General features: G+C 73.5%; 21 protein-coding genes and 1 pseudogene. 12 read left to right on the top strand and 10 right to left on the bottom strand.

What is annotated here, in order from left to right; all coding sequences use genetic code 11:
• Positions 1-24 precede the first annotated feature (24 nt).
• Entirely contained in the window at positions 25-2,262 is a 2,238-nt protein-coding gene (locus tag IF651_RS10790) for a winged helix-turn-helix domain-containing protein (protein WP_191829131.1), read from the bottom strand.
• 90 nt (positions 2,263-2,352) lie between these two features.
• On the opposite strand from IF651_RS10790, the gene trxB reads away from it, so the two are divergent.
• From trxB to IF651_RS17740, 5 genes and pseudogenes are all read left to right on the top strand, one after another.
• On the top strand, positions 2,353-3,384 hold the full coding sequence (gene trxB, locus IF651_RS10785) for a thioredoxin-disulfide reductase (protein WP_191829130.1): 1,032 nt from the start codon (positions 2,353-2,355) through the stop codon (positions 3,382-3,384).
• Complete coding sequence (trxA, locus tag IF651_RS10780) at positions 3,381-3,704, top strand: thioredoxin (protein ID WP_191829129.1); 324 nt, start codon at positions 3,381-3,383, stop codon at positions 3,702-3,704. Before trxB ends, trxA begins: the two co-directional genes overlap by 4 nt.
• Complete coding sequence (gene arsB, locus IF651_RS10775; protein ID WP_191829128.1) at positions 3,701-4,801, top strand: ACR3 family arsenite efflux transporter; 1,101 nt, start codon at positions 3,701-3,703, stop codon at positions 4,799-4,801. Before trxA ends, arsB begins: the two co-directional genes overlap by 4 nt.
• Positions 4,798-5,757: pseudogene (locus IF651_RS10770) on the top strand (metalloregulator ArsR/SmtB family transcription factor); the annotation flags it as partial. The gene arsB and the pseudogene IF651_RS10770, both read left to right, overlap by 4 nt.
• Positions 5,758-5,832: 75 nt before the next feature.
• On the top strand, positions 5,833-6,270 hold the full coding sequence (locus tag IF651_RS17740) for an arsenate reductase ArsC (protein WP_241744357.1): 438 nt from the start codon (positions 5,833-5,835) through the stop codon (positions 6,268-6,270).
• Here IF651_RS17740 and IF651_RS10765 read toward each other — a convergent pair.
• Positions 6,260-7,627, bottom strand: a complete 1,368-nt coding sequence (locus tag IF651_RS10765) for an FAD-dependent oxidoreductase (protein WP_191829126.1) — start codon at positions 7,625-7,627, stop codon at positions 6,260-6,262. The genes IF651_RS17740 and IF651_RS10765 overlap by 11 nt on opposite strands.
• Before the next feature lie 83 nt (positions 7,628-7,710).
• Here IF651_RS10765 and IF651_RS10760 point away from each other — a divergent pair, with 83 nt between their 5' ends.
• Positions 7,711-8,067 carry an ArsR/SmtB family transcription factor gene (locus tag IF651_RS10760; RefSeq protein ID WP_191829125.1) on the top strand — a complete coding sequence of 119 codons (357 nt, stop codon included), beginning with the start codon at positions 7,711-7,713 and terminating at the stop codon, positions 8,065-8,067.
• Here IF651_RS10760 and IF651_RS10755 read toward each other — a convergent pair.
• Complete coding sequence (locus IF651_RS10755; protein ID WP_191829124.1) at positions 8,064-8,429, bottom strand: carboxymuconolactone decarboxylase family protein; 366 nt, start codon at positions 8,427-8,429, stop codon at positions 8,064-8,066. The two genes, IF651_RS10760 and IF651_RS10755, sit on opposite strands and share 4 nt — an antisense overlap.
• Positions 8,430-8,538: 109 nt before the next feature.
• Positions 8,539-9,972, bottom strand: coding sequence for a hypothetical protein (locus tag IF651_RS10750; RefSeq protein ID WP_191829123.1), 1,434 nt, complete (start codon positions 9,970-9,972; stop codon positions 8,539-8,541).
• A gap of 287 nt (positions 9,973-10,259) precedes the next feature.
• Between IF651_RS10750 and manD the strand changes: the two genes are divergently transcribed.
• Entirely contained in the window at positions 10,260-11,486 is a 1,227-nt protein-coding gene (manD, locus tag IF651_RS10745; RefSeq protein WP_191829122.1) for a D-mannonate dehydratase ManD, read from the top strand.
• 30 nt (positions 11,487-11,516) lie between these two features.
• On the opposite strand, the gene IF651_RS10740 is transcribed toward manD, so the two are convergent.
• Positions 11,517-12,488 carry a LacI family DNA-binding transcriptional regulator gene (locus tag IF651_RS10740; protein ID WP_191829121.1) on the bottom strand — a complete coding sequence of 324 codons (972 nt, stop codon included), beginning with the start codon at positions 12,486-12,488 and terminating at the stop codon, positions 11,517-11,519.
• A 108-nt stretch (positions 12,489-12,596) separates the two neighbouring features.
• On the bottom strand, positions 12,597-13,502 hold the full coding sequence (locus IF651_RS10735) for a DNA/RNA non-specific endonuclease (protein WP_191829120.1): 906 nt from the start codon (positions 13,500-13,502) through the stop codon (positions 12,597-12,599).
• Positions 13,503-13,702: 200 nt separating this feature from the next.
• Between IF651_RS10735 and IF651_RS10730 the strand changes: the two genes are divergently transcribed.
• A complete protein-coding gene (locus tag IF651_RS10730) occupies positions 13,703-14,548 on the top strand; it encodes an MBL fold metallo-hydrolase (RefSeq protein WP_191829119.1) in 846 nt (281 codons plus the stop codon).
• A 12-nt stretch (positions 14,549-14,560) separates the two neighbouring features.
• Here the strand turns inward: IF651_RS10730 and IF651_RS10725 are convergent, their stop codons facing one another.
• Positions 14,561-15,217, bottom strand: coding sequence for a LysE family transporter (locus tag IF651_RS10725; RefSeq protein ID WP_191829118.1), 657 nt, complete (start codon positions 15,215-15,217; stop codon positions 14,561-14,563).
• A gap of 69 nt (positions 15,218-15,286) precedes the next feature.
• On the opposite strand from IF651_RS10725, the gene IF651_RS10720 reads away from it, so the two are divergent.
• Positions 15,287-16,225 (top strand): ArgP/LysG family DNA-binding transcriptional regulator, encoded by a 939-nt coding sequence (locus IF651_RS10720; RefSeq protein ID WP_191829117.1) that lies wholly within the window; start codon positions 15,287-15,289, stop codon positions 16,223-16,225.
• 111 nt (positions 16,226-16,336) lie between these two features.
• Here the strand turns inward: IF651_RS10720 and IF651_RS10715 are convergent, their stop codons facing one another.
• Together IF651_RS10715 and arfB are read right to left on the bottom strand one after the other, a co-directional pair.
• Positions 16,337-16,621 (bottom strand): hypothetical protein, encoded by a 285-nt coding sequence (locus tag IF651_RS10715; RefSeq protein ID WP_191829116.1) that lies wholly within the window; start codon positions 16,619-16,621, stop codon positions 16,337-16,339.
• 142 nt (positions 16,622-16,763) lie between these two features.
• Positions 16,764-17,201, bottom strand: coding sequence for an alternative ribosome rescue aminoacyl-tRNA hydrolase ArfB (gene arfB, locus IF651_RS10710; RefSeq protein ID WP_191829115.1), 438 nt, complete (start codon positions 17,199-17,201; stop codon positions 16,764-16,766).
• Between the two features lie 364 nt (positions 17,202-17,565).
• Here arfB and IF651_RS10705 point away from each other — a divergent pair, with 364 nt between their 5' ends.
• Positions 17,566-18,192: a superoxide dismutase gene (locus tag IF651_RS10705; RefSeq protein ID WP_191829114.1), complete on the top strand. Its 627-nt coding sequence runs from the start codon at positions 17,566-17,568 to the stop codon at positions 18,190-18,192.
• A 153-nt stretch (positions 18,193-18,345) separates the two neighbouring features.
• Here IF651_RS10705 and IF651_RS10700 read toward each other — a convergent pair whose 3' ends face one another.
• Positions 18,346-19,059, bottom strand: a complete 714-nt coding sequence (locus IF651_RS10700; protein ID WP_191829256.1) for an iron-dependent transcriptional repressor DtxR — start codon at positions 19,057-19,059, stop codon at positions 18,346-18,348.
• Positions 19,060-19,169: 110 nt separating this feature from the next.
• On the opposite strand from IF651_RS10700, the gene zapE reads away from it, so the two are divergent.
• Positions 19,170-20,327 carry a cell division protein ZapE gene (zapE, locus tag IF651_RS10695; protein WP_338403903.1) on the top strand — a complete coding sequence of 386 codons (1,158 nt, stop codon included), beginning with the start codon at positions 19,170-19,172 and terminating at the stop codon, positions 20,325-20,327.
• Positions 20,328-20,421: 94 nt separating this feature from the next.
• Positions 20,422-20,873: ClpX C4-type zinc finger protein (locus IF651_RS10690; protein ID WP_191829254.1), on the top strand; the 452-nt coding region annotated here is incomplete at its 3' end.

Raw genomic sequence — 20,873 nt, 5'->3', positions numbered from 1 at the left:
CGACGGCGGAGCGGGGGGTGCGCCTCAGCCGCCGAGCAGGCCCAGCCCGACGGCGCGCTCGACCGCGCCCGCGCGCGTCGTCGCGCCGAGCTTGCGGTAGATCGACCCCACCTGCGAGCCCACGGTGTTGCGCGACACGAAGAGCCTGCGGCCGATCTCGGACATGGTGAGGTGGGTCTGCAGGTACGGCAGCAGCCGCAGCTCCGCGGGGGTGAGGGGCGGTGCCCCCGGCGTCGCCGTCGCTTCCTCCAACCGGCTCCGGAACGTGGCGACCTCCTCGACGAGCAGACCGACGTGAGGTCGTTGCCGCAGGATCTCGTCCATCTCGTGCGCGAGGTGCATCGCGACGGTCCGGTCCCCCAGCGTCGCGTAGGCACGTGCCAGCTGGAGCCGTACCCGCAGGGCGAGGAACGGCAGGACGTACGTGCACGCCACCCGCGCCCGCATCGCGCGGGTCAGGAACCGCTCGGCGACGGCCCGCTCGCCGTGGTGCAGCGCGACGCGGGCACGGACGGCGAGAGCGAGGGCGGTCGTCGAGTAGCCCTCCATGTGATGGACGTCGACCGCCTCGACCGCTGCGCGGGCGTGCTCGGCGGCCACCGGCCACCGCCCCGCGTCGATCGCGAGGATCGCGAGCTCGGCCTCGCACAGCAGCATCGAGTCCGGGTTCCCCATGGCCGCGGCGCACTGCGCGCCCTCGACGAACGCGTCACGCGCCGCCTCGACCGATCCGACGAGCAGGTGCACGGACCCGAGCAGGTGGAGCGCCTGGTCACGCCACGGGCTCCAGGACGGCTCGTGCGCGACGGCGAAGCGCGCACACTCCAGGGCCTTCGCCTCGCCGTCCGAGCACATGGCCGCCCGGACCTGGCACCGCGCGGACTCGAGCGCGGTCCGGTCCTCGTCCGACGCGTCGTGCAGGTCGAGTCGTTCGAGCACCGCGGCCCAGCGCTCCGCCTCGCGGGTGTCGCCCAGGAGCAGCGCCTTCCAGGCCGCGACGACCACGAGCGGCGGACAGCCTTCGATCGCGGCGTCCCCCACGGCGACGAGCCAGCGTTCCAGGACGTCGACCTGGCCGCGCTGGTACGTCGACAGCGCGAGCCCTGCCACGAGCAGCGCGGCCTCGTCGCTCGCGCCCGCCGCGAGCAGGTGCTCGACGGCGCGCGCGGCCAGCCCGTTCTCGGTGAACCACGCGGCGGCGCGACGGTGGAGCCCGCGCACGGCGTCGCCCTCGACCCGGTCCAGCTCGGCGAGCAGGAACTCACGGAACAGGGAGTGGTACCGGAACCACCCGCGACGGTGGTCCAGCGGGACGAGGAAGAGGTGCGCCGCCTCGATCTCGCGCAGCAGCGCGCGCGAGTCGTCCGTGTCGAGCAGGGCGTCGCACGCGCCGGCGGACAGCTGGTCGAGCACCGACGTGCAGCGCAGGAAGTTCTGGGTCCGGGGCGAGAGCGTCGACATGCACTCGCGGTAGAGGTAGTCGGCGACGAACCGGTCGTCGCCCGTCAACGCCGACGTCGGGCCGCCGTCGCGCACCAGCAGCGCGCAGAGGAAGACCCCCGTGGGCCAGCCCTCGCAGCGCTCCACGACGGCGGCGAGCTCGGCCTCGGAGGCCTCGACGCGGGCCTCCCGGAAGACGGTCCGGGCGCCGGTGGCGTCCAGCCGCAGGTCGTCGGCGCCGATCTCCAGGACGTCCCCGTCGACCCGTCGCCGCGCGAGGTAGGCCTGCTCGTGCCGGCTCGCGACGACCACCTGCGAGCCCTCGGGCACCCCGCGCAGGACGATCCCGAGCGCGTCCTGGCTGCCCGCCGAGTCGGCCTCGTGCAGGTCGTCGACGAACAGGACGAACGGGCTGCTGGTCCGCGACAGGGCGGAGGCCAGGAGCGGGGCCGACCGCCCCAGCAAGCTCGGCCCGGGGCCGCGCATGTCCTCCACGACGTCCGCCACCTGCGGGGAGATCGCGGAGCACGCGAGGGCGAGCAGCGTGAGCAGGGCTGCGGGGTCGTCGTCGAGCCGGTCGACGGTGGCCCAGGCGACCGAGCGGTCCTCCGCGTCCGCCCACTCCGCGAGCATCGTCGACTTGCCGTAGCCCGGCGGCGCGGTGATACCGACGACCCTGGCGCCGCCTCCCCGGGCGCGCTCGATGAGCGCACGCCGCGGCACTGCTCCGCGGCGCGTTCTGGGCGTCTCGACCTTCCCGGCCTGGAGCGTACGGCTCAGGTCAGGTCGAGCCGCGACCCCGTCCAGGTTCCCCTCGGACACCTCTGCAGCCTAGGGTCACCCGGTCGGGCCCTCAACAGGACCGACGGGTGACCTCTGGCCTCTTGATTCGATGTATGTCAATATAGAACCATGTCGATACAGGAACGGCTGCCTGCCGAGGACGTGATCGTCGTCGGGTCAGGCCCCGCTGGCTACGCCGCGGCGATCTACGCGGCGCGTGCGGGCATGGCGCCGCTCGTGCTGGCGGGATCGATCACCGCGGGCGGCGCGCTCATGAACACGACCGAGGTGGAGAACTTCCCCGGCTTCCCGGACGGGATCATGGGCCCCGAGCTCATGGAGAGCATGCGCACGCAGGCCGAGCGGTTCGGTGCGCGCGTCCAGTGGGACGACGCGACGCTGCTCGACCTCGAGGGGCCGGTCAAGACGGTCGTGACGGGCAACGGTGAGACGTACCGCGCTCGCGCGGTGATCCTCGCGACGGGGTCGGCGTACCGCGAGCTCGGCCTGGACGACGAGAGGCGCCTGTCCGGGCGCGGCGTGTCCTGGTGCGCGACGTGCGACGGCTTCTTCTTCCGCGACCAGCACATCGCCGTCGTCGGTGGCGGGGACTCTGCGGTGGAGGAGGCCACGTTCCTGACCCGGTTCGCCGAGAAGGTGACGCTCGTGCACCGCCGCGACGAGCTGCGCGCGTCGAAGATCATGGCCGACCGCGCGAGGAACGACCCGAAGATCGAGTTCGCGTGGAACGCCGAGGTCGCCGGCATCGGCGGCGAGAGCACGGTCGAGGCGCTCACGCTGCGCGACACGGTGACCGGCGAGGAGCGCGCCCTGCCCGCCACGGGCCTGTTCGTCGCGATCGGCCACGAGCCGCGCACCGAGCTCGTCAAGGGACAGGTCGATCTCGACGACGAGGGGTACATCCAGGTCGTCGGGCGCACGACCGCGACCAACCTCGAGGGCGTGTTCGCGTGCGGCGACGCCGTCGACCACACCTACCGCCAAGCCATCACCGCCGCCGGGTCGGGCTGCTCGGCCGCGCTCGACGCCCAGCGCTACCTCACCGAGCTCGCCGACGCCGCCGGCCTGCAAGACCTCGCCGGCAACCCGGAAACACCGAACCCCGACGAGCTGCCGCTGGCGCTGGAGGAGATCCGATGAGCACCGTGACCGTCACCGACGACACCTTCGACGAGGTGGTCCTCGCCTCCGAGATTCCGGTCCTGGTGGACGTCTGGGCGACCTGGTGCGGCCCGTGCCGTCAGGTCGCCCCGATCCTGGACGAGCTCGCGCAGGAGTACGACGGCAGGCTCACGATCGCCAAGCTCGACGCCGACGCCAACCCGAGGACCGTCGCCGCCGCCGGGGTCGTGTCCATCCCGACGCTGAACTTCTACACCGACGGCAAGCTCGTCAAGTCCGTCGTCGGGGCGCGCCCGAAGCAGGCGCTGGTCACCGAGATCGAGGAGGTCCTCGCGTGAGCGACCCCACCGCGGCCACGCGCGGGCGGCTGTCCGCGCTGGACCGGTGGCTGCCGTTGTGGATCGGGCTCGCGATGGTCGCCGGTCTGGTCCTGGGCCGGTTCGTCCCCGCGCTGTCCGAGGTGCTCACGGCGATGGAGATCGGCGGGATCTCGGTCCCGATCGCGCTCGGCCTGCTGGTGATGATGTACCCGGTGCTGGCCAAGGTCCGTTACGACCGCGTGGGTGCGGTCACCGGCGACAAGCGGCTCCTGGTGTCCTCACTGGTGCTGAACTGGCTGGTCGGGCCCGCGCTGATGTTCGCCCTCGCGTGGATCTTCCTGCCCGACCTGCCCGAGTACCGCACCGGGCTGATCATCGTCGGCCTCGCCCGCTGCATCGCGATGGTCGTGATATGGAACGACCTCGCGTGCGGGGACCGGGAGGCGGCCGCGGTGCTGGTCGCGATCAACTCCGTGTTCCAGGTCGTCGCGTTCTCCCTGCTCGGCTGGTTCTACCTCACCGTGCTGCCCGGGTGGCTCGGGCTGGACACCCAGGGCCTGGACGTCTCGGTCGGGCAGATCGCGCTCAACGTCCTCGTCTTCCTCGGCGTCCCGCTGGCCGCCGGGTTCGCCTCGCGCCTCGTCGGGGAGCGCACGAACGGTCGCACCTGGTACGAGGACCGGTTCCTGCCCGCCGTCGGGCCGTGGGCGCTGTACGGGCTGCTGTTCACGATCGTGCTGCTCTTCGCCCTGCAGGGCGAGGCCGTCACGTCCCACCCGCTCGACGTGGCCCGCATCGCGTTGCCGCTGCTGGTGTACTTCGCCGCCATGTGGGGCATCGGCATCGTCGTCGGCAAGATGCTCGCGCTCGGCTACGCACGCTCCACCACGCTCGCGTTCACCGCCGCGGGCAACAACTTCGAGCTCGCGATCGCCGTCGCCATCGGCACCTTCGGCGCGACGTCGGGCCAGGCCCTCGCCGGTGTCGTCGGCCCCCTCATCGAGGTCCCCGTGCTCGTCGGCCTCGTCTACGTCTCGCTGTGGCTCGCACGCCGCTGGTTCGCCGTCGACCCCTACGCCACCCCTGCACGTGAGCTGGAAGAGGTGAGGTCATGACCACCACCCCCCCGACCGTCGCGGACCCGGACTGCGCCCCGCAGATCGAGTCCCACGCGATCGGCACCGAGGTCGCCGGCGCCGTCGCCACCACGCTCAAGGCCCTCGCGGAGCCGCTGCGCCTGCGGATGCTTTCCTTCATCGCGACCTCTCCGGCGGGAGAGGCGTGCGTGTGCGACCTCGCGGCGCTCACCGACGTGTCCCAGCCCACCGTGTCGCACCACCTCAAGGTGCTCCGCGAGGTCGGGGTGCTGACCTCCGAGCGGCGCGGCACCTGGGTCTGGTACCGCATCACCCCCGGTTACAAGGGCGCGATCTCCACCCTGCTCGAGTCCTTCGCCCCGGCCGCCCTCGAGGCGCTCGTCGCACCCCACGAGCTGACCGGACTCGAGGACGTCGACGCCGCGCTCGACCGCCTCGCCGCCGACCTCGCCACCCGTCACCCGGACCTGGGCTCCGGCGTCGTGCTGCGCACCGTGCGCGAGTCCTACACGGCCCTGGCCCGGTCGGCCACGGTCTCGGCGCACCTGCACACGCTCACCGAGCGCTTCGCCCGCCAGCGGCTGGCAGACCTGTCCCGCCACCAGGGCGCGCGCCCGCAGGTGCTGTTCGTCTGCGTCGCCAACGCCGGGCGCTCCCAGCTCGCCGCCGCCCTGGTCCACCGCTACGCCGGCGACCGCGTCGTCGTCCGCTCCGCGGGCTCGACCCCGGCCGCGGACGTGCACCCCGCGGTGCGGCCCGAGCTCGCCGCGCTCGGCACCGCCGAGGGCGAGGCGTTCCCCAAGCCGCTGACCGACGACGCCGTCCGTGCCGCGGACGTCGTGATCACCATGGGCTGCGGCGACGTCTGCCCGGTCCTGCCCGGCACGCGGTACGAGGACTGGCTCGTGGGCGACCCCGCGCTGGCCTCACCCGCCGGGGTCGCCGCCATCCGCGCCGAGCTCGACACCCGGGTCCGCGCCCTGCTCACCGATCTCCTGCCCGACCTCGCACTGCCCACCCCCCGACCGACCGAGCCACCGGAGGCCACCATGACCGGCACCACCACCGCGAAGCCGTCCGCCCTGTTCGTCTGCGTGCACAACGCCGGCCGTTCCCAGATGGCCGCCGGCTACCTGCGCGCCCTGTCCGGCGGGGCCGTCGAGGTCCGCTCGGCCGGGTCCGCGCCCGCGGACCAGATCAACCCGGTCGCCGTCGACGCCATGCTCGAGGAGGGCATCGACATCCGTGCCGAGCAGCCCAAGATCCTCACGACGGACGCCGTACAGGCCTCCGACGTCGTCATCACCATGGGCTGCGGCGACGCGTGCCCCATCTTCCCCGGCAAGCGCTACGAGGACTGGCAGCTCGACGACCCTGCCGGGCAGGGCATCGACTCCGTGCGCCCCATCCGCGACCAGATCCGCGCGCGCATCCTGACCCTGCTCGACGAGCTCGGCGTCACGCCGGTCGCGGTCGCTACCGCCTGACGGCACCGGGCCCGACCCCGAAGGTGACGAGCTGCGGCTCGGCCGGCGCGGTGCCGCAGCACGACCCGGCCGCGCTCTCGCCGTCGGCGGCCAGGGCGAGGTCGCTCGAGCAGACGCCGGTAGCCGGCAGGTTCAGCTCGACCACGTCCGCGGCGGCGCGGTCGCCGGCCAGCGCCGCGGCGATCGAGCGCACCTGCTCGTACCCGGTGGCGAGCAGGAACGTCGGCGCGCGCCCGTAGGACTTCATGCCGGCGAGGTAGAAGCCGTCGTCGGGGTGCGACAGCACCCGCTCTCCGTGCGGGGGCACGGTGCCGCACGAGTGCTGGTTCGGGTCGATCAGGGGAGCCAGAGCAGCCGGCGCCTCGACGATCGGGTCCAGGTCCAGGCGCACCTCGCGCAGCATGTCCAGGTCCGGGCGGAACCCGGTCGCGTCGACGATCGCGTGCACCTGCAGGTCCAGCACCTCCGCACGCACGGTCCCTCGCACCCGCACCGACTCGTCGCCGGGCACGAGCCGCTCGATCGACACGCGCTTGAGCAGGGTCAGGTGCCCGGACTCGACGGCCGCCTGGAGCCGGGTGCCGAGCCGGCCGCGCGCGGGCAGCTCGTCGTCGGTGCCCCCACCGAACAGGCGCCGGGGCGATCCGCCCCGGATCGCCCAGGTGATCGTCGTGCCGGGCTCCGACTCGGCGAGATCGATCAGGTTCAGCAGCGTGTTCGCCGCGGAGTGGCCCATCCCCACCACCAGGGTGTGCCGGCCGGCGAACCGGTCGCGCTGTGCGCCCAGCACGTCCGGCAGCGGTCCGGTCACGAACGCGGCCGCCTCGGCCTCACCGGCCGCGGGCAGCCCCGAGACCCCCAGCGGGTTCGACGTCGAGAACGTCCCCGACGCGTCGATCACCGCCCGGGCCAGCACGTCACGCACGGCGCCGGTGCCGTCCACGGTGCGCACCCGGTAGCCGTTCCGCTCGCGCCCGAGCGAGCGCGTCCTGTCCGCCCCGTCGCGCGCGACGGCCACCACCCGGGTCCCGGTCCTCAGGTGCGTGGCGATCTCGGGCGTCGCGGCCAGCGGGACGAGGTACCGCTCGACGAGCTCGCTGCCCGTCGGCAGGCCGTCGGGCTCCGGCTCGGCCCAGCCCGTCGGCTCCAGCAGGCGCCGCGCTGCGGCGTCGACGTCGTAGCGCCACGGCGAGAACAGACGCACGTGGCCCCACGACGCCACCGCCGCACCCGGACCGTCACCGGCCTCGAGCACGAGCGGCTCCAGGCCGCGCTCCAGCAGGTGGGCCGCCGCGGCCAGCCCGACGGGGCCCGCCCCGATCACCACGACCGGCAGGTCCGCACGCTCTACGCTCATCACGTCTCCTCGCATCGACAGGTTTCGATCAACGTCTTGCCGCCAACGTATCCACAAACTTCGATGCATGGCAAGATGGGGACATGCCCACCACCCCGCTCACGCTCGACGCAACGGATCCACCCGCCCCGGGCGGGTGCTGCACGCCGCTCGTGCGCGAGGCCGCGGACCCCGAGAGCGCGCGCGAGCTGGCCCGCGTGTTCAAGGCGCTCGGCGACCCGACCCGCATCCAGCTGCTGTCCGTCGTCGCCGCGCACGACGGCGGCGAAGCGTGCGTCTGCGACCTCACGGAACCGGTCAGCCTCTCCCAGCCCACCGTCAGCCACCATCTCAAGATCCTGGTGGACGCCGGTCTGCTCACCCGCGAGCAGCGCGGACGCTGGGCCTACTACTCCCTCGTCCCGGGCGCGCTGGCCCGCCTCGCGACGTCGCTCTCCTAGACAGCCCGCGACCTCCCGGGCCCTCCCGCGGCGCCCGGCGCCCCGTCGTCCCACATCCCCTCGACCGGCTCGAGCCCCAGTGCCAGCGCGACCTTGGGCGAGGCGGCCACGGCGTTCGGCAGGCCGACGATCGGCACGACGGCGCACAGCACGTCGACCACCTCGGCCGCGGAGGCGCCCGCCCCCACCGCGGCGTCGACCTCCGCGCCGTAGGTCGGGTCGGCTCCCCCGACCGCGACGAGCGCGGCGAGCCGGACGAGCGCGAGGGTCCTCGGGTCCAGCACCTCGGGCTCGAGCCCTCGCCCGTCCTCGATGCGCGCGTCGTTGATCATGAGCCGCTGCAGGGTCTCCGCATGGTCCACGACGAGCCTCCGTCCTCCGACGCCGATCGAGCTTTCCGCGAGACGGACCCGGCGAGGTCGGCCCCTCGTCGCCGTGGACCCAGTCGACACCGCGTCGGGGAGGCTCGCATCATGTCGTTCGCGTGAGAACGCGATCTCCCGGGCGGTCGTCCGGCGTCGCCGTCTCCGGACCGTCGTCCCCCGCGACCTCCTGCGGCGGCCGCGCGACGAGCTCGAGCACGGCGACGAGCAGCCCGGCGACCACCGCCGTACCCACGACGAGCGGCGGCGTCGGGTGCGGGGCGAGCAGGAGCACGAGAGCCGCGAGCGCGAGCACGACCACCCGGGCGGGCCGTCGGTGCCGTCCGAGCCACGTGCCGAGCCGACCGCTGGACGCCCCGCGCTGCTCGGCGCCGGCCCGGGCTCGCGCGAGGCCGCGGACGACGGCGCCGCGCAGTGCTCGCGCCGACTCCCCCGGCCCCGCGAGGTACGCCACGAGAGCGACCACGAGGCCCAGCACCCCGACGGTGCGCAGGGTGGTGCGCAGGAACGACAGGAGCTGGTCGAACACGACCTCGGCCGCGTCCAGCCGCAGCACCCGCCCCGACAGGGCGTCGAGGTACAGGGCGCGCGCCACGGCGAGCCCGACGCCGAGCAGGAGCATCGCGAGCGTGAGCGCGAGCCCGGCGACGACCAGGGCGCGCGCGCGACGGACCGCCACGAGCACGCCGGCGGCGTACAGACCGAGCACGACCCACGGCAGCCACGTGCCCAGCGCGACCACCTGGGCGTAGCGGTTCTGCACCTCGACGAGCTGCGACGTCTGAGCGAGCGTGAAGGACGCGTCGACGGTCGGGATGTTCCCCGCGACGTCGAGCCCTCGCGCCACGAGCCGTTCCTTGAGCAGGTCGATCACCCCGGCGAGCTGGATCGTGAGCTGCCCGTCCTGGCCGACCTGGAGCACGTCCCCGCCCGACCCGCGCAGGACGGCCACGAGCTGGCGGTGCGCGACGCGGTTGGCCTGCGCCCAGGTCGACGCGAACTCGTCGCTGTTCACGAGACGGTTCGCCGTCTCGCGGACGAACGACTCGACACCGCTCGTCAGCGGCGCCACGAGCGACGGGAGCGCCGCGCTCGCGCGGGGTGCGACGCCCTGCTCCTGCAACGTGCTCTGCAGCTCGCCGATCGCCTGGTCGACGAGCGCGGCGACGTCGAGGCGTTCCATCACCTCGTGCGTGATGCGCCCGGCGATCGCCTGGCGCACGACGGGGTCGTGCGCGAGCGGTGCGACGGTGGCGACGTAGCGCTCCGTGTCGGTGAGGGTGCGTTCGGTCCAGGCGGAGACCGCGGCCACGGGTGCGAGCAGTGTCGCCACGAGGAGGAGCACGACGGCGGCGGCGGAGCGCCCCCGGTGCCGGGGTGGGCGCTGTGGCTCGTCCACGTGCGGGGCGCGCTCCGCGACGAGGCGGCGCAGCTCGGCGTTCTCCTGCTCGAGCGCGGCGAGCCGTTCGGCGAGGCCGCCGCCCCCCGCACCGGACCGGGAGGTCTCTTCGGAACCGTTCATCGCACCTCGCCCGGACGCCACCGCGGCGCGCTCAGGCGCCCTCCGGCCAGGATGACGAACCCCGTCGCCGCAGTCGTCACCCAAAATGCGTGACACCACCACGCTGAGGTAGAAGCTGCGGTCGCGAGGTAGAACGCGGCGAGTGCAATCTCGCGACCGGCGGTTCTGTCTCGCGGTCTGGGTCGCTCCACCGGGCGGCGCGACGCCTACCCTCGTGACGGACGAGCAGACCGCGGCAGCTGCGACATGATCGTCCCGCCCACCCCGACGACCGGAGAAGGACCCGCATGAAGATCGTCGACGCCCAGGTCGTGGTGACCAGCCCCGGCCGCAACTTCGTCACGCTCACGATCACCACCGACGCAGGGATCACGGGCCTCGGCGACGCGACGCTCAACGGTCGCGAGCTCGCCGTCGTCTCGTACCTGCGCGACCACGTCGCCCCGCTGCTGGTCGGGCTCGACCCGCACCGGATCGAGGACACCTGGCAGTCGCTCTACCGGGGCGCGTACTGGCGCCGCGGACCGGTCACCATGGCGGCGATCGCGGCGGTCGACGTCGCGCTGTGGGACGTGAAGGCCAAGGCCGCCGGGCTCCCTCTCTACCAGCTGCTCGGCGGCGCGTCCCGCGAGCGCGTGCGCACCTACGGCCACGCCAACGGACGCGACGTCCCCGAGCTGCTCGACTCGGTGCGAGCCCGGCTCGCCGAGGGCTACCAGGCGGTGCGCGTGCAGACCGGGGTCCCGGGCCTGCAGGCCGTCTACGGGGTCCACTCCGGGACGGCGATCGCGCCCGACGACGGCGACGCGCGTCAGGACCAGCGCGCCCGGCCCGTCGTGGAGGACTGGGACACGGCGGCCTACCTGCGGCACCTGCCGACGGTCCTGGAGGCGGTGCGCAACGAGTTCGGACCCGCTCTGCCGCTGCTGCACGACGCCCACCACCGCCTGACGCCCCAGCAGGCGGCGCGCCTCGGCAAGGAGATCGAGCGGTACGACCTGTTCTGGCTGGAGGACTGCACGCCCGCGGAGAACCAGCAGGGTCTGCGCCTCGTGCGCGAGCACACGACCACGCCGCTCGCGATCGGCGAGGTCTTCAACTCGTTCTACGACTACCAGACCCTCGTCGACGACCAGCTGATCGACTACGTCCGCTCCGCGGTCACCCACTTCGGCGGCGTGACCCCGCTGCGCAAGCTCTTCGACTACGCCGCGACGCGTCAGATCAAGAGTGCGATCCACGGCCCGGAGGACGTGTCGCCCGTCGGCATGGCGGCCGCGATCCACCTGGACCTCGCGATCCACAACTTCGGGATCCAGGAGTACTCCGGCTATACCGACCGCACGCACGAGGTGTTCCGCCACGCCTTCACGTTCGACGACGGCCACCTCCACCCCGGCGACGCGCCGGGGATCGGCGTCGAGCTGGACGAGGAGCTGGCCGCCGCCCACCCGTACGCGCCGGCATACCTGCCGGTGAACCGGCTGCAGGACGGGACGGTGCACGACTGGTGAGACCGGACGGGACCGTGCGCGACCGGCCTGCTACGCCGTCGAGCGCGAGACGACGACCGACGGGAAGACCCGCCCCTGGCCGCGGAGCTGCCCGAGCAGGTCGGCCGTCGCCGCGGCCGTGATGAGCTCGACCGGGTGGGTCGCCGTCGTGAGCCCGGGATCGACCTCGCCCGCGAGGGGGAGGTCGTCGAAGCCGGTCACCGCGACGTCGTCGGGCACGGCCACGCCGTCCCGCGCGAGCGCCCGCAGCGCGCCGATCGCCGACGAGTCGCTCATCGCCACGAGCGCGTCCGTGTCGGGCCAGCGGAGCCGTGCCTCGCGGGCCGCACCGGCGCCGTCGGCAGCCGTGAGACCGGCGACGACGACGCGGGCGGGGAGCCCGGCGTCGTGTATCACGGCCTCGTAGGCGTCGACCGCGCGGCCCGTCCCCGGCAGCCACGGGGGACCGGCGAGCATCACGACTCCCCGTCGACCGCGCGCCACGACGCGCTCGACGAGCGCCCCGATCCCCGCGGCGGCGTCGACGTCGTAGGACGGCACCCGGCCGTCCGCCGGTCCGATCGCCGCGACGCGCGCCGCGAGGTCGCGGGGGACCCGGGCCAGGACGTCCGCGGAGTAGTCCACGAGCAGGACTCCCCCGACGCCGGGGTCGCGGGCGAGCCGTTCGAGCTCGCGCTGCGGCTCCCGGCCGAGCCAGCGCAGCGCGACGCCGACGCCCTCGGCGTCGGCCGCCCGACCCGCGGCGGCGACCACGCGCGCGACGTAGGGGTCGGCCATGAGGTCCGACGACGGCGACCCGACCGCCACGACGACCCGCTCACCCCGGCCGCTCGCCAGCGCACGCGCGCCCGGGTGCGGCACGTAGGCGAGCCGTTCGACGGCGTCGAGGACCGCGCGCCGGGCGTCGGGCGAGACGTAGCCGGACTCGCGCAGCACGCGCGAGGCGGTGGACCGCGAGACGCGCGCGGCCGCGGCGACGTCCGCGAGCGTGGTCTGCACCATGGCTCCTCCTCGGACCGTGGACGACGGACGGGCAGCACCCGTCAGACGTAGGCTAACCCGCCCGGGCCCGGTCGTGGAAGCGTTCCCACGACAGGTGGGGGAGGGAGGTCAAGGGAGACGCACCTGTGCCGGCACGTGCAGCTCGGTCCACCCCGCCCGCACCGGCGCCGTCGACGGCTCCGGGCCGGTCCCGGACGTCCCGGCTCCGGTCGCACCGGGCTCGATCGGCGCGAGGACGTCGGCCGGGAGGACGTCGGCCGCGACGAGCGGGCCGAGGTCGAGACCGGTCAGGATCGCGACGTCGCCGACCGGCACCTGGAAGGTCCGGAAGGGGCCGAGGGGCGGCACGTCGCCGGCCGCGAGCGCCCGGGCCGTCGCCGTCCGGAGCTCGGTGCCCGCAAGCTGCGGGGACTGGTCGAGCACGAACGCCGTCGCGGCGAGGATGGTGTCGCCCGCCGTGCCTTCCGCCCTGTCGTCCGCCCAGGCCACGACCTTCCAGAACAGCCGCGAGATGCCGACGCCGCGGTAGACCGGGTCGTCGGGCGCGAGCACGGGCCCGGTGAGCACGACGAGACGCGACCGCTGCGCGCGCGCGTGCTCGAGCACGTGGTCCTCGAGCCCGTTCCACAGCTCCTTCGACTGGTTGAACCGTGCGACCTGCGGCGCGGCGTCGGGGTAGGCGAACGTCTCGGCGTCCGCGCGCCGCGCCTCGTCCTCGTCGCCCCAGCCGGGGTCCCGCCGCCGGACGAGGTGCCCACGGTCGAGGTCGTTGCGCGCGTAGAGCTCGGGACCTGCCTGCTCCGTCTCGGGTACGCGCGGGTCGAGGTGCCAGGCGTCGTCGCGTGGCACGTCCCGCAGCAGTGCACCGTCGATGTCGACGACCGTGGCCGCGGCGAGGCGCCGCACGGTGTCGAGCTGCACCGTGAAGTGCGTGGAGGGGAGCTCGCGCAGCGGTCTGTCCGCACGCGGCAACGGCACGAGGGGGCCGAGGAACTGCGGGTCGTGTCCGCTCACGACCCGAGCCAACCACGGACCGCACCCGGCGGCACGGGCACACCGGCACGCACCGGCACGCACCGGCACGCACCGGCGCAGCGGCCGCCAGGCACACCGCGCCCCCACCGATCGCCCGGCAGGAGCGGAGTCGACCGCCCTGCCACGACAGGGGAGCAGTCCACTGGCGACGTCCGCTCGGGCTGCGGTAGACACAGGGCATGGAAGCGACCTCCCCCGCCCCCTCCGGCGCCACCTGGTGGATCTGCCGCACCTGCGCCGTCGAGCACGCCGAGCGACCCGAGGTCTGCGCGATCTGCGCGGACGAGCGGCAGTACGTCCCCGCGACGGGTCAGGCGTGGACGACGCTCGCCGAGCTCGCCGCGGCGGGCGAGCGGGTCACGGTCACCGAGCTCGAGCCGGACCTGTTCGGCCTGACGAGCGAGCCGAGTGTCGGGATCGGCCAGCAGTCCAAGGTGGTGCGCACGCCCGCGGGCAACCTCCTGTGGGACCCGCTGGGCTTCGTGGACGACGACGCGGCCGCCGCCGTCCACGCGCTCGGCCCGGTCGTGGCGATCGTCGCGAGCCACCCGCACATGTTCGGGGCGCAGGTCGAGTGGAGCCGTGCCCTGGGCGGAGTCCCGGTGCTCGTCGCGGAGGCCGACGCCGGGTGGGTGGCCCGGCCCGACCCGGTGATCGAGACGTGGTCGGGCGAGCGCGAGCTGCTGCCCGGTGTGGTGCTGTCGCAACCCGGCGGGCACTTCCCGGGCAGCGCGGTCGTGCACTGGGCGGCGGGCGCGGAGGGCCGCGGCGTGCTGCTCAGCGGCGACACGATCATGGCGAACCCGGACCGGACGTCCGTGAGCTTCATGCGCTCCTACCCCAACCGTCTCCCGCTGTCCGGCACGGTGGCGCTGCGCGTCGCGCAACGCGTCGCGCGGCGCCCGTTCGACCGGCTCTACAACAACTTCGAGGAGATGGTTCCCGTGGACGCGCGGGACGTCGTGCTGCGCTCCGCCGAACGGCACGCGGCGTGGGTGCGCGGGGACTACGACCACCTGACGTGACGGGCCAGGGCCTCATCCGCCCAGGAGCAGCGACACCCCGATCGTCGCCATGACGGCCGCGATCACCCCGTCGAGCACGCGCCACGCGGTGGGCCGCGCGAAGATCGGGGCGAGCAGCCGCGCGCCGAACCCGAGCGACGTGAACCAGACGATGCTCGCGAGACCCGCACCGGCCCCGAAGAGCCAGCGGACGGCGTCGGGAGCCGGGGTGCTCGGACCGCCCGCGTGCGCGGCGGCATACCCCGCGGCGAGAGACCCCAGCAGCAGGAGGGTGTCGAGGTAGACGTGCGGGTTGAGCCAGGTCAGCGCGAGCGACGTCCCGACGGCGGACCGCGCCGACGACGCACCCGTCCCCGCGGCGTCGAGCGCGCCGGGTCCCAGGGCGCGTCGTGCCGCGAGCACCGCGAGGGTCAGGAGGAAGAGCGCACCCACCCATCGCACACCCGTGAGCACGGCAGGGGCGCCGGAGACGACGGCCCCGAGGCCGGCCGTGCCCGCCGCGATGAGGACGAGGTCCGACAGCGCGCAGACCACCACGACGGGCAGCACGTGCTCGCGCCGCAGCCCTTGGCGCAGGACGAACGCGTTCTGCGCACCGATGGCCACGATCAGCGACAGACCCGTGCCGAAGCCGGCGAGGGCTGCGGGCGCGGCGGCGAGGAGGCTCACGTCGTCGACGATAGGTCGCGCACGATGTTCAGTACAGCGAAAGATTCTGCAGGATCGTAAGGTGAGCTCATGGTCGATCTGCAACCCGATCAGCTGCGCGCGCTCGAGGCGATCGCCGCGACAGGCACGTTCGACGCCGCGGCGAAGGAGCTCGGCGTCACGCCCTCGGCGGTGAGCCAGCGGATGCGCGCGCTCGAGTCCGCGGTGGGACAGGTCCTCGTGCGGCGCGGGCGCCCGGCGGAGCTCACCCCGCCCGGCCGGGTGCTGGTGCGGCACGCCCGCCACGTGGCGCTCCAGCAGGCGGACGTGCTCGCCGAGCTGGGGCTCGACCGCGGGCCGTCGCCCGACGGGTCCGACGACGGTGCGGGCGCCCCGCTCCCGGAGATCACGTTGGTCGTCTCGGGCGACGCGATGACGACGTGGGCGCTGCCCGCGCTCGCCGAGGCCGCCGCGTGGGCGAGGCTCGAGGTGCTGCGCGAGGACGAGGAGCACTCGATCGGGCTGCTGCGTGACGGCACCGCCGTCGCCGCCGTCACCTCGGTCGCCGAGGCCGTTCCCGGCTGCCGCTCGACGCTGCTCGGGAAGATGCGCTATCGGCCGATGGCGAGCCCGGGGTTCGTCGAGCGCTGGTTTCCCGAGGGCCCGACCACCACCGCGCTCGCCGTCGCGCCCGTCCTCGCGTTCGACCGCAAGGACGACCTCCAGGACCGGTACCTGCGTAACAGGTCCGGCCCCACCCGGCTCGACCCGCCTCGGCACCACGTCCCGGCGTCCCACGAGTTCCGCCGCGCGATCGAGCTCGGCATGGGCTGGGGCGTGCTCCCCGACCTGCAGAGCGCCCCCTCCGAGCGCGCGGGCCGCCTGGTCGGCTTCGACGACGGGCAGGCGCTCCACGTCTCCCAGCACTGGCAGCAGTGGCGCCTCCACTCCCCGTCCCTGACCCGAGTGGCCGAGACGCTGGCCGCCGCGGCCGCCACAGCTCTCGCCCTGTCGCCGAACACGTCATGACGGTCGCCTAGCCCCTCAGAACGACCTCCATGACGTGTTCGACGGCGGGTGATGGGGGCGGGGGGCGGGGGGCGGGGCGGGTGGGGTGGGTGGGGTGGGTGGGGTGGGTGGTTAGTGCTTTTGCGGCTTTTTTGGCTGGGTCTGTCTGAGCGGCCACTCGTCCTTGAGCGCCCTGACGACGAACGAGCCGACGAGCGTCGCGATGCCGAGCTGGTACGCCGCCGTGCCGGCGATGTGCCCGATGCCGAAGACGGACTGCAGGACCCGAGCGAGCTCCGGCGAGCCGTAGGCGCCCGCGCGGCGCGCGAGGAGCTCGTTCAGCACGATGCCGGCAGCGAACAGACCGACCCCCCACCAGAACATGGCCGTGGCTGACAGACGAGGGGGCACGCTCACATCGCTCCTGTGATCTGGGGCTCGCCGGCGAACCCTGGAAGCCGGACCCGCCGAGCGTAGCGCCGCAGGGCTCGACGACGGCACGAGGGGACCAGAACCGCGGAGACACCACCGGTGACTCCTTCGGCGGCAGGATCAGGGCTCAGTCCCGCGGGGGCTTGCGGAGCTGCTTGACGTCGGTGCGCCGCTTCTTCGCGCCGAGCCGGCGCTCGACCGAGCCGCGCGTGGGGCGGGTCGCACGACGTCGCGGACCTGGGGGCGCGATGGCGTCCGCGACGAGCGCGGCGAGCCGGGTGCGCGCGTGCTCGCGGTTGCGGAGCTGCGCGCGGTTCTCCGACGCGGAGACGGTGAGCACGCCCTCGACGAGCCGCTTGTCGAGGCGGTCGAGGATCCGCTCGCGCTGCGAGGCCGAGAGGACGGCCGAGCGCATCACGTCCCACGAGAGCCCGACCCGGGAGTCCGCGGTGTTGACGCCCTGCCCACCCGGGCCCGAGGACCGGGAGAAGCGCCACGACAGCTCGGCGTCGGGCACGACGAGGGACGCGCTCACGCGCAGACCGGGGCGGGCGACGTCGGGCATCCGTCCATCATGCCCGCCACGGCGGTCTCAGCGATCCAGCTGCGCGTAGTCTGGTCGACGCGACCGGCGACGAGATCGCGGACGACGTCGGCAGGGAGGGGGTGGTCCGCGCTGAAGCGGACCGTCCCTTGGCATACGAGAAGCCGCCGAGCCGGGGCGCGACAGCCTCGTCGGCGGCCAGGCTGCACGGGAAGACGGCGAGGTGACCACGTGCTCCCGCGAGCGCGGGAGCCCGGCACGCGGGAGAGTGGGCGGGGGCGTCGTCGGGCGTCCGACCAGCAAGATCACAGCCGCCTCCCCTTGACCTGCACCGTGGTCGAGGTCCTAGCGTGGCAAGCACACCGACGGAAGGATCCGAGGAACCATGCCTGTCTACACCCTGCCCGAGCTGCCCTACGACTACGCCGCTCTGGAGCCGCACATCTCCGGGCGCATCATGGAGCTGCACCACGACAAGCACCACCAGGCGTACGTCACCGGCGCGAACACCGCGCTCGACAAGCTCGCCGAGGCGCGCGAGTCCGGTGACTTCGCCGCGGTCAACCTGCACGAGAAGAACCTCGCGTTCAACCTCGGTGGCCACACGAACCACACCGTGTTCTGGCACAACCTGTCGCCCGAGGGCGGCGGCCAGCCCGACGGCGAGCTCGCCGCCGCCATCACCGAGCAGTTCGGTTCGTTCGAGAAGTTCCAGGGGCAGTTCGCGGCCGTCGCGGCCGGCATCCAGGGCTCCGGCTGGGCGGTGCTCGGCTGGGACGCCATCGGCGGGCGCCTCGCGATCTTCCAGCTCTTCGACCAGCAGGCCAACGTCCCCGTCGGCATCACCCCGCTGTTCATGCTCGACATGTGGGAGCACGCCTTCTACCTCGACTACCTCAACGTCAAGGCCGACTACATCAAGGCCGTGTGGAACATCGCCAACTGGCAGGACGTCGCGGCCCGCCTGGACCGCGCCCGCACCCAGACGGCGGGTCTGATCGTCCCCGCCTGAGTTCCTCTTCGCGTCGAGAACGACCTGGGGGCCGTCATCCGATGGATAACGGCCCCCAGGTCGTTCTCGACGGCTCGCGGGGCTCGCGGGGCGCGCGGGGCTCGCGCGGGGCGCGCGGGGCTCGCGCGGGGCGCGCGGAGCGCGCGGGTCCGGTCAGTCTGTCGTGACGAACAGGTGGCGGGCGATCTCCTCCGGCAGGTCCATGACCGTCTGCGCGCCCTCGCCCGAGACGGTCACGACACCGTCGTCCCCGACCTGCACCTGGAGCGACTTCTTCGGCAGGATCCCGGCCTCGGCGAAGCGGGCGAGGAGCTCGACGTCGACCTGGATCGGCTCGGCGATGCGCTGCAGGACCACCCGGAGGTCGTCGCCCGCCTTGGCGTCCGTCTTCGCGAGGTGCTTGGGCAGCGCGACGACGCCGTCGAGGTACTGGACCTCCGGGAAGTTCTCGCCGAGCTCGTGCAGGCCCGGGATCGGGTTGCCGTAGGGGTCGAAGTGCGGGTGGTGGAGCAGGCCGATGAGCCGTTGCTCGACGAGGTCGCTCATCACGTGCTCCCACCGGCACGCCTCGTTGTGGACCTGCTCCCAGTCGAGCTTGATGACGTCGGTGAGCAGGCGCTCGGCGAGGCGGTGCTTGCGCATGACGCGCATCGCGGTCTCGTGGCCGAGACCGGTCAGCTCGAGGTGGCGGTCGCCGCCGACGACGACGAGCCCGTCGCGCTCCATGCGCGCGACCGTCTGGGAGACGGTGGGACCGGAGTGGCCGAGCCGCTCGGCGATACGCGCGCGCAGGGGCGGGATCCCTTCCTCCTGGAGCTCGTAGATCGACTTCAGGTACATCTCGGTGGTGTCGATCAGGTCGGTCACGGCGGCCTCCCGGGTGCGCAGCATGCTGGAGCAGAGTCCTAGTCTGGAACCGTTCCAGTCTAGCCGAGCAGCGGCGCTCGTACTGCCCCTGAAGAACCTAGCCTGTACCGGTGGTACATGGTGAGGCGACGCGCATCCGGGACGCGGTCGCGGCGGCGGCGGCGCGAGAGGGCTTCGCCCTCGACCCTGCGCAGGAATCCGTCCTCGACCGGCTCCTCGTGCTGGCCGTCGGCCTGCGCACCGCCCGACGGCGCGGTCTCCGCGGCCTGTACGTGTGGGGTCCCGCGGGGCGCGGCAAGTCCTGGCTGGTCGGGGCGTTCTTCGCCGCTCTGGTGGACGGGCCGACAGCAGGAGCCGCCCGCCGCGTCCACGTCTACGAGCTGTTCCGCGAGCTGCACGCGGCGATCCACGCGCAGCGCGTCGCGTCGTGGGCGGCCCCGCGGCCCGACGACGCAGCGCAGCCGCCACCCCGGGCGACGGTCGTCGACGCCGCGATCGACGACCTGCTGCGCGGGACGCGCGTGCTGTACCTCGACGAGCTCCACCTGCACGACACCGGTGACGCGACCCTGCTGACGAGGCTCCTGCGCCGTGCGTTCAGCGCACGCGTGGTCGTGGTCGCCACGTCCAACTACGAGCCCGGCACGCTCCTGCCGAACCCGCTGTGGCACCACCTCGCCGAGCCGGGCATCGAGCTCTTGCAGGCCCACCTCGACGTCGTCGAGCTGGCCGGCACGACCGACTACCGCTCGTGGGGAGGGCGGGGACGCTCCGGCTTCGCCGGCGGCAGCTGGGTGTCGCCGGGCGCGCCGGCGCAGCTCGCGGCGCTCGGGCTGCGCGCACCCGCGGCGGGCGAGCGGACGACGGTCCGCACCGGCTCCCGGACGTTCGCCGTGTCCGCTGCGCGCGACGGCGAGCTGTGGACGACGTTCGCCGACCTGGCGGCACGGGCGACGTCGACGCTCGAGTACCTCGACTGGGCGTCCCGGTTCCGTCGCTGGGTCGTCACCGACGTGCCGCTGCTCCCCGGTGCGGACAGGGAGGCGCAGCAGCGGTTCATCGCCGTGGTCGACGTGCTGTGCGACGCGGACGTCGAGCTCGTCGTCACGTCTGCCCACGACAGGGACGCGTTCCTCGCCGCGATGCCGGACCGCCCGGACGCCTTCCGGATGGCGAGCCGGCTCACCCTGCTCGCGCGGATCGAGACGTCCGGGAAGGGAGTCGTGACCGAAATGTCACCGGGTAGCGCTACCATCGGGCGCACGTGACGGCGAACCGACGGAGGCACGTGTGGCACCCACGGACGGCAGCAGTTCCGGCTCGGGGAACGGGCGCGGTGCACGTCCACGCGCCGCTGAAGCCCTGACCTGCTCGTTCTGCGGAAAGTCGCAGAAGCAGGTCAAGCGACTCATCGCCGGGCCGGCGGGGGTCTTCATCTGCGACGAGTGCATCGCGCTGTGCCTCGAGATGGTCGACGAGGACCGTGTCGAGGAGACGGTCCCGGACATCACCGACGCGGACGCGCACCTGCCCACGCCGCACGAGATCTTCGCGCACCTGAGCCGGTACGTGGTCGAGCAGGACGGCGCCAAGCGTGCGCTCGCCGTGGCCGTCCACAACCACTACAAGCGGATCCGCGCCGCAGCCGCCGCCGAGGCGGCGGGCGAGGACGGGTCGGACGCCGACATCGAGCTGTCGAAGTCGAACGTGCTGCTGATCGGTCCGACGGGGACGGGCAAGACGTATCTGGCGCAGACGTTGGCGCGGTTGTTGAACGTGCCGTTCGCGATCGCGGACGCGACGGCGCTGACGGA

The organism is Cellulosimicrobium arenosum, assembly GCF_014837295.1.
Taxonomy (GTDB): Bacteria; Actinomycetota; Actinomycetes; order Actinomycetales; family Cellulomonadaceae; genus Cellulosimicrobium; species Cellulosimicrobium arenosum.
The sequence above is the reverse complement of the archived record's forward strand: the minus strand, read 5'-3'. Positions and strand labels throughout refer to the sequence as shown.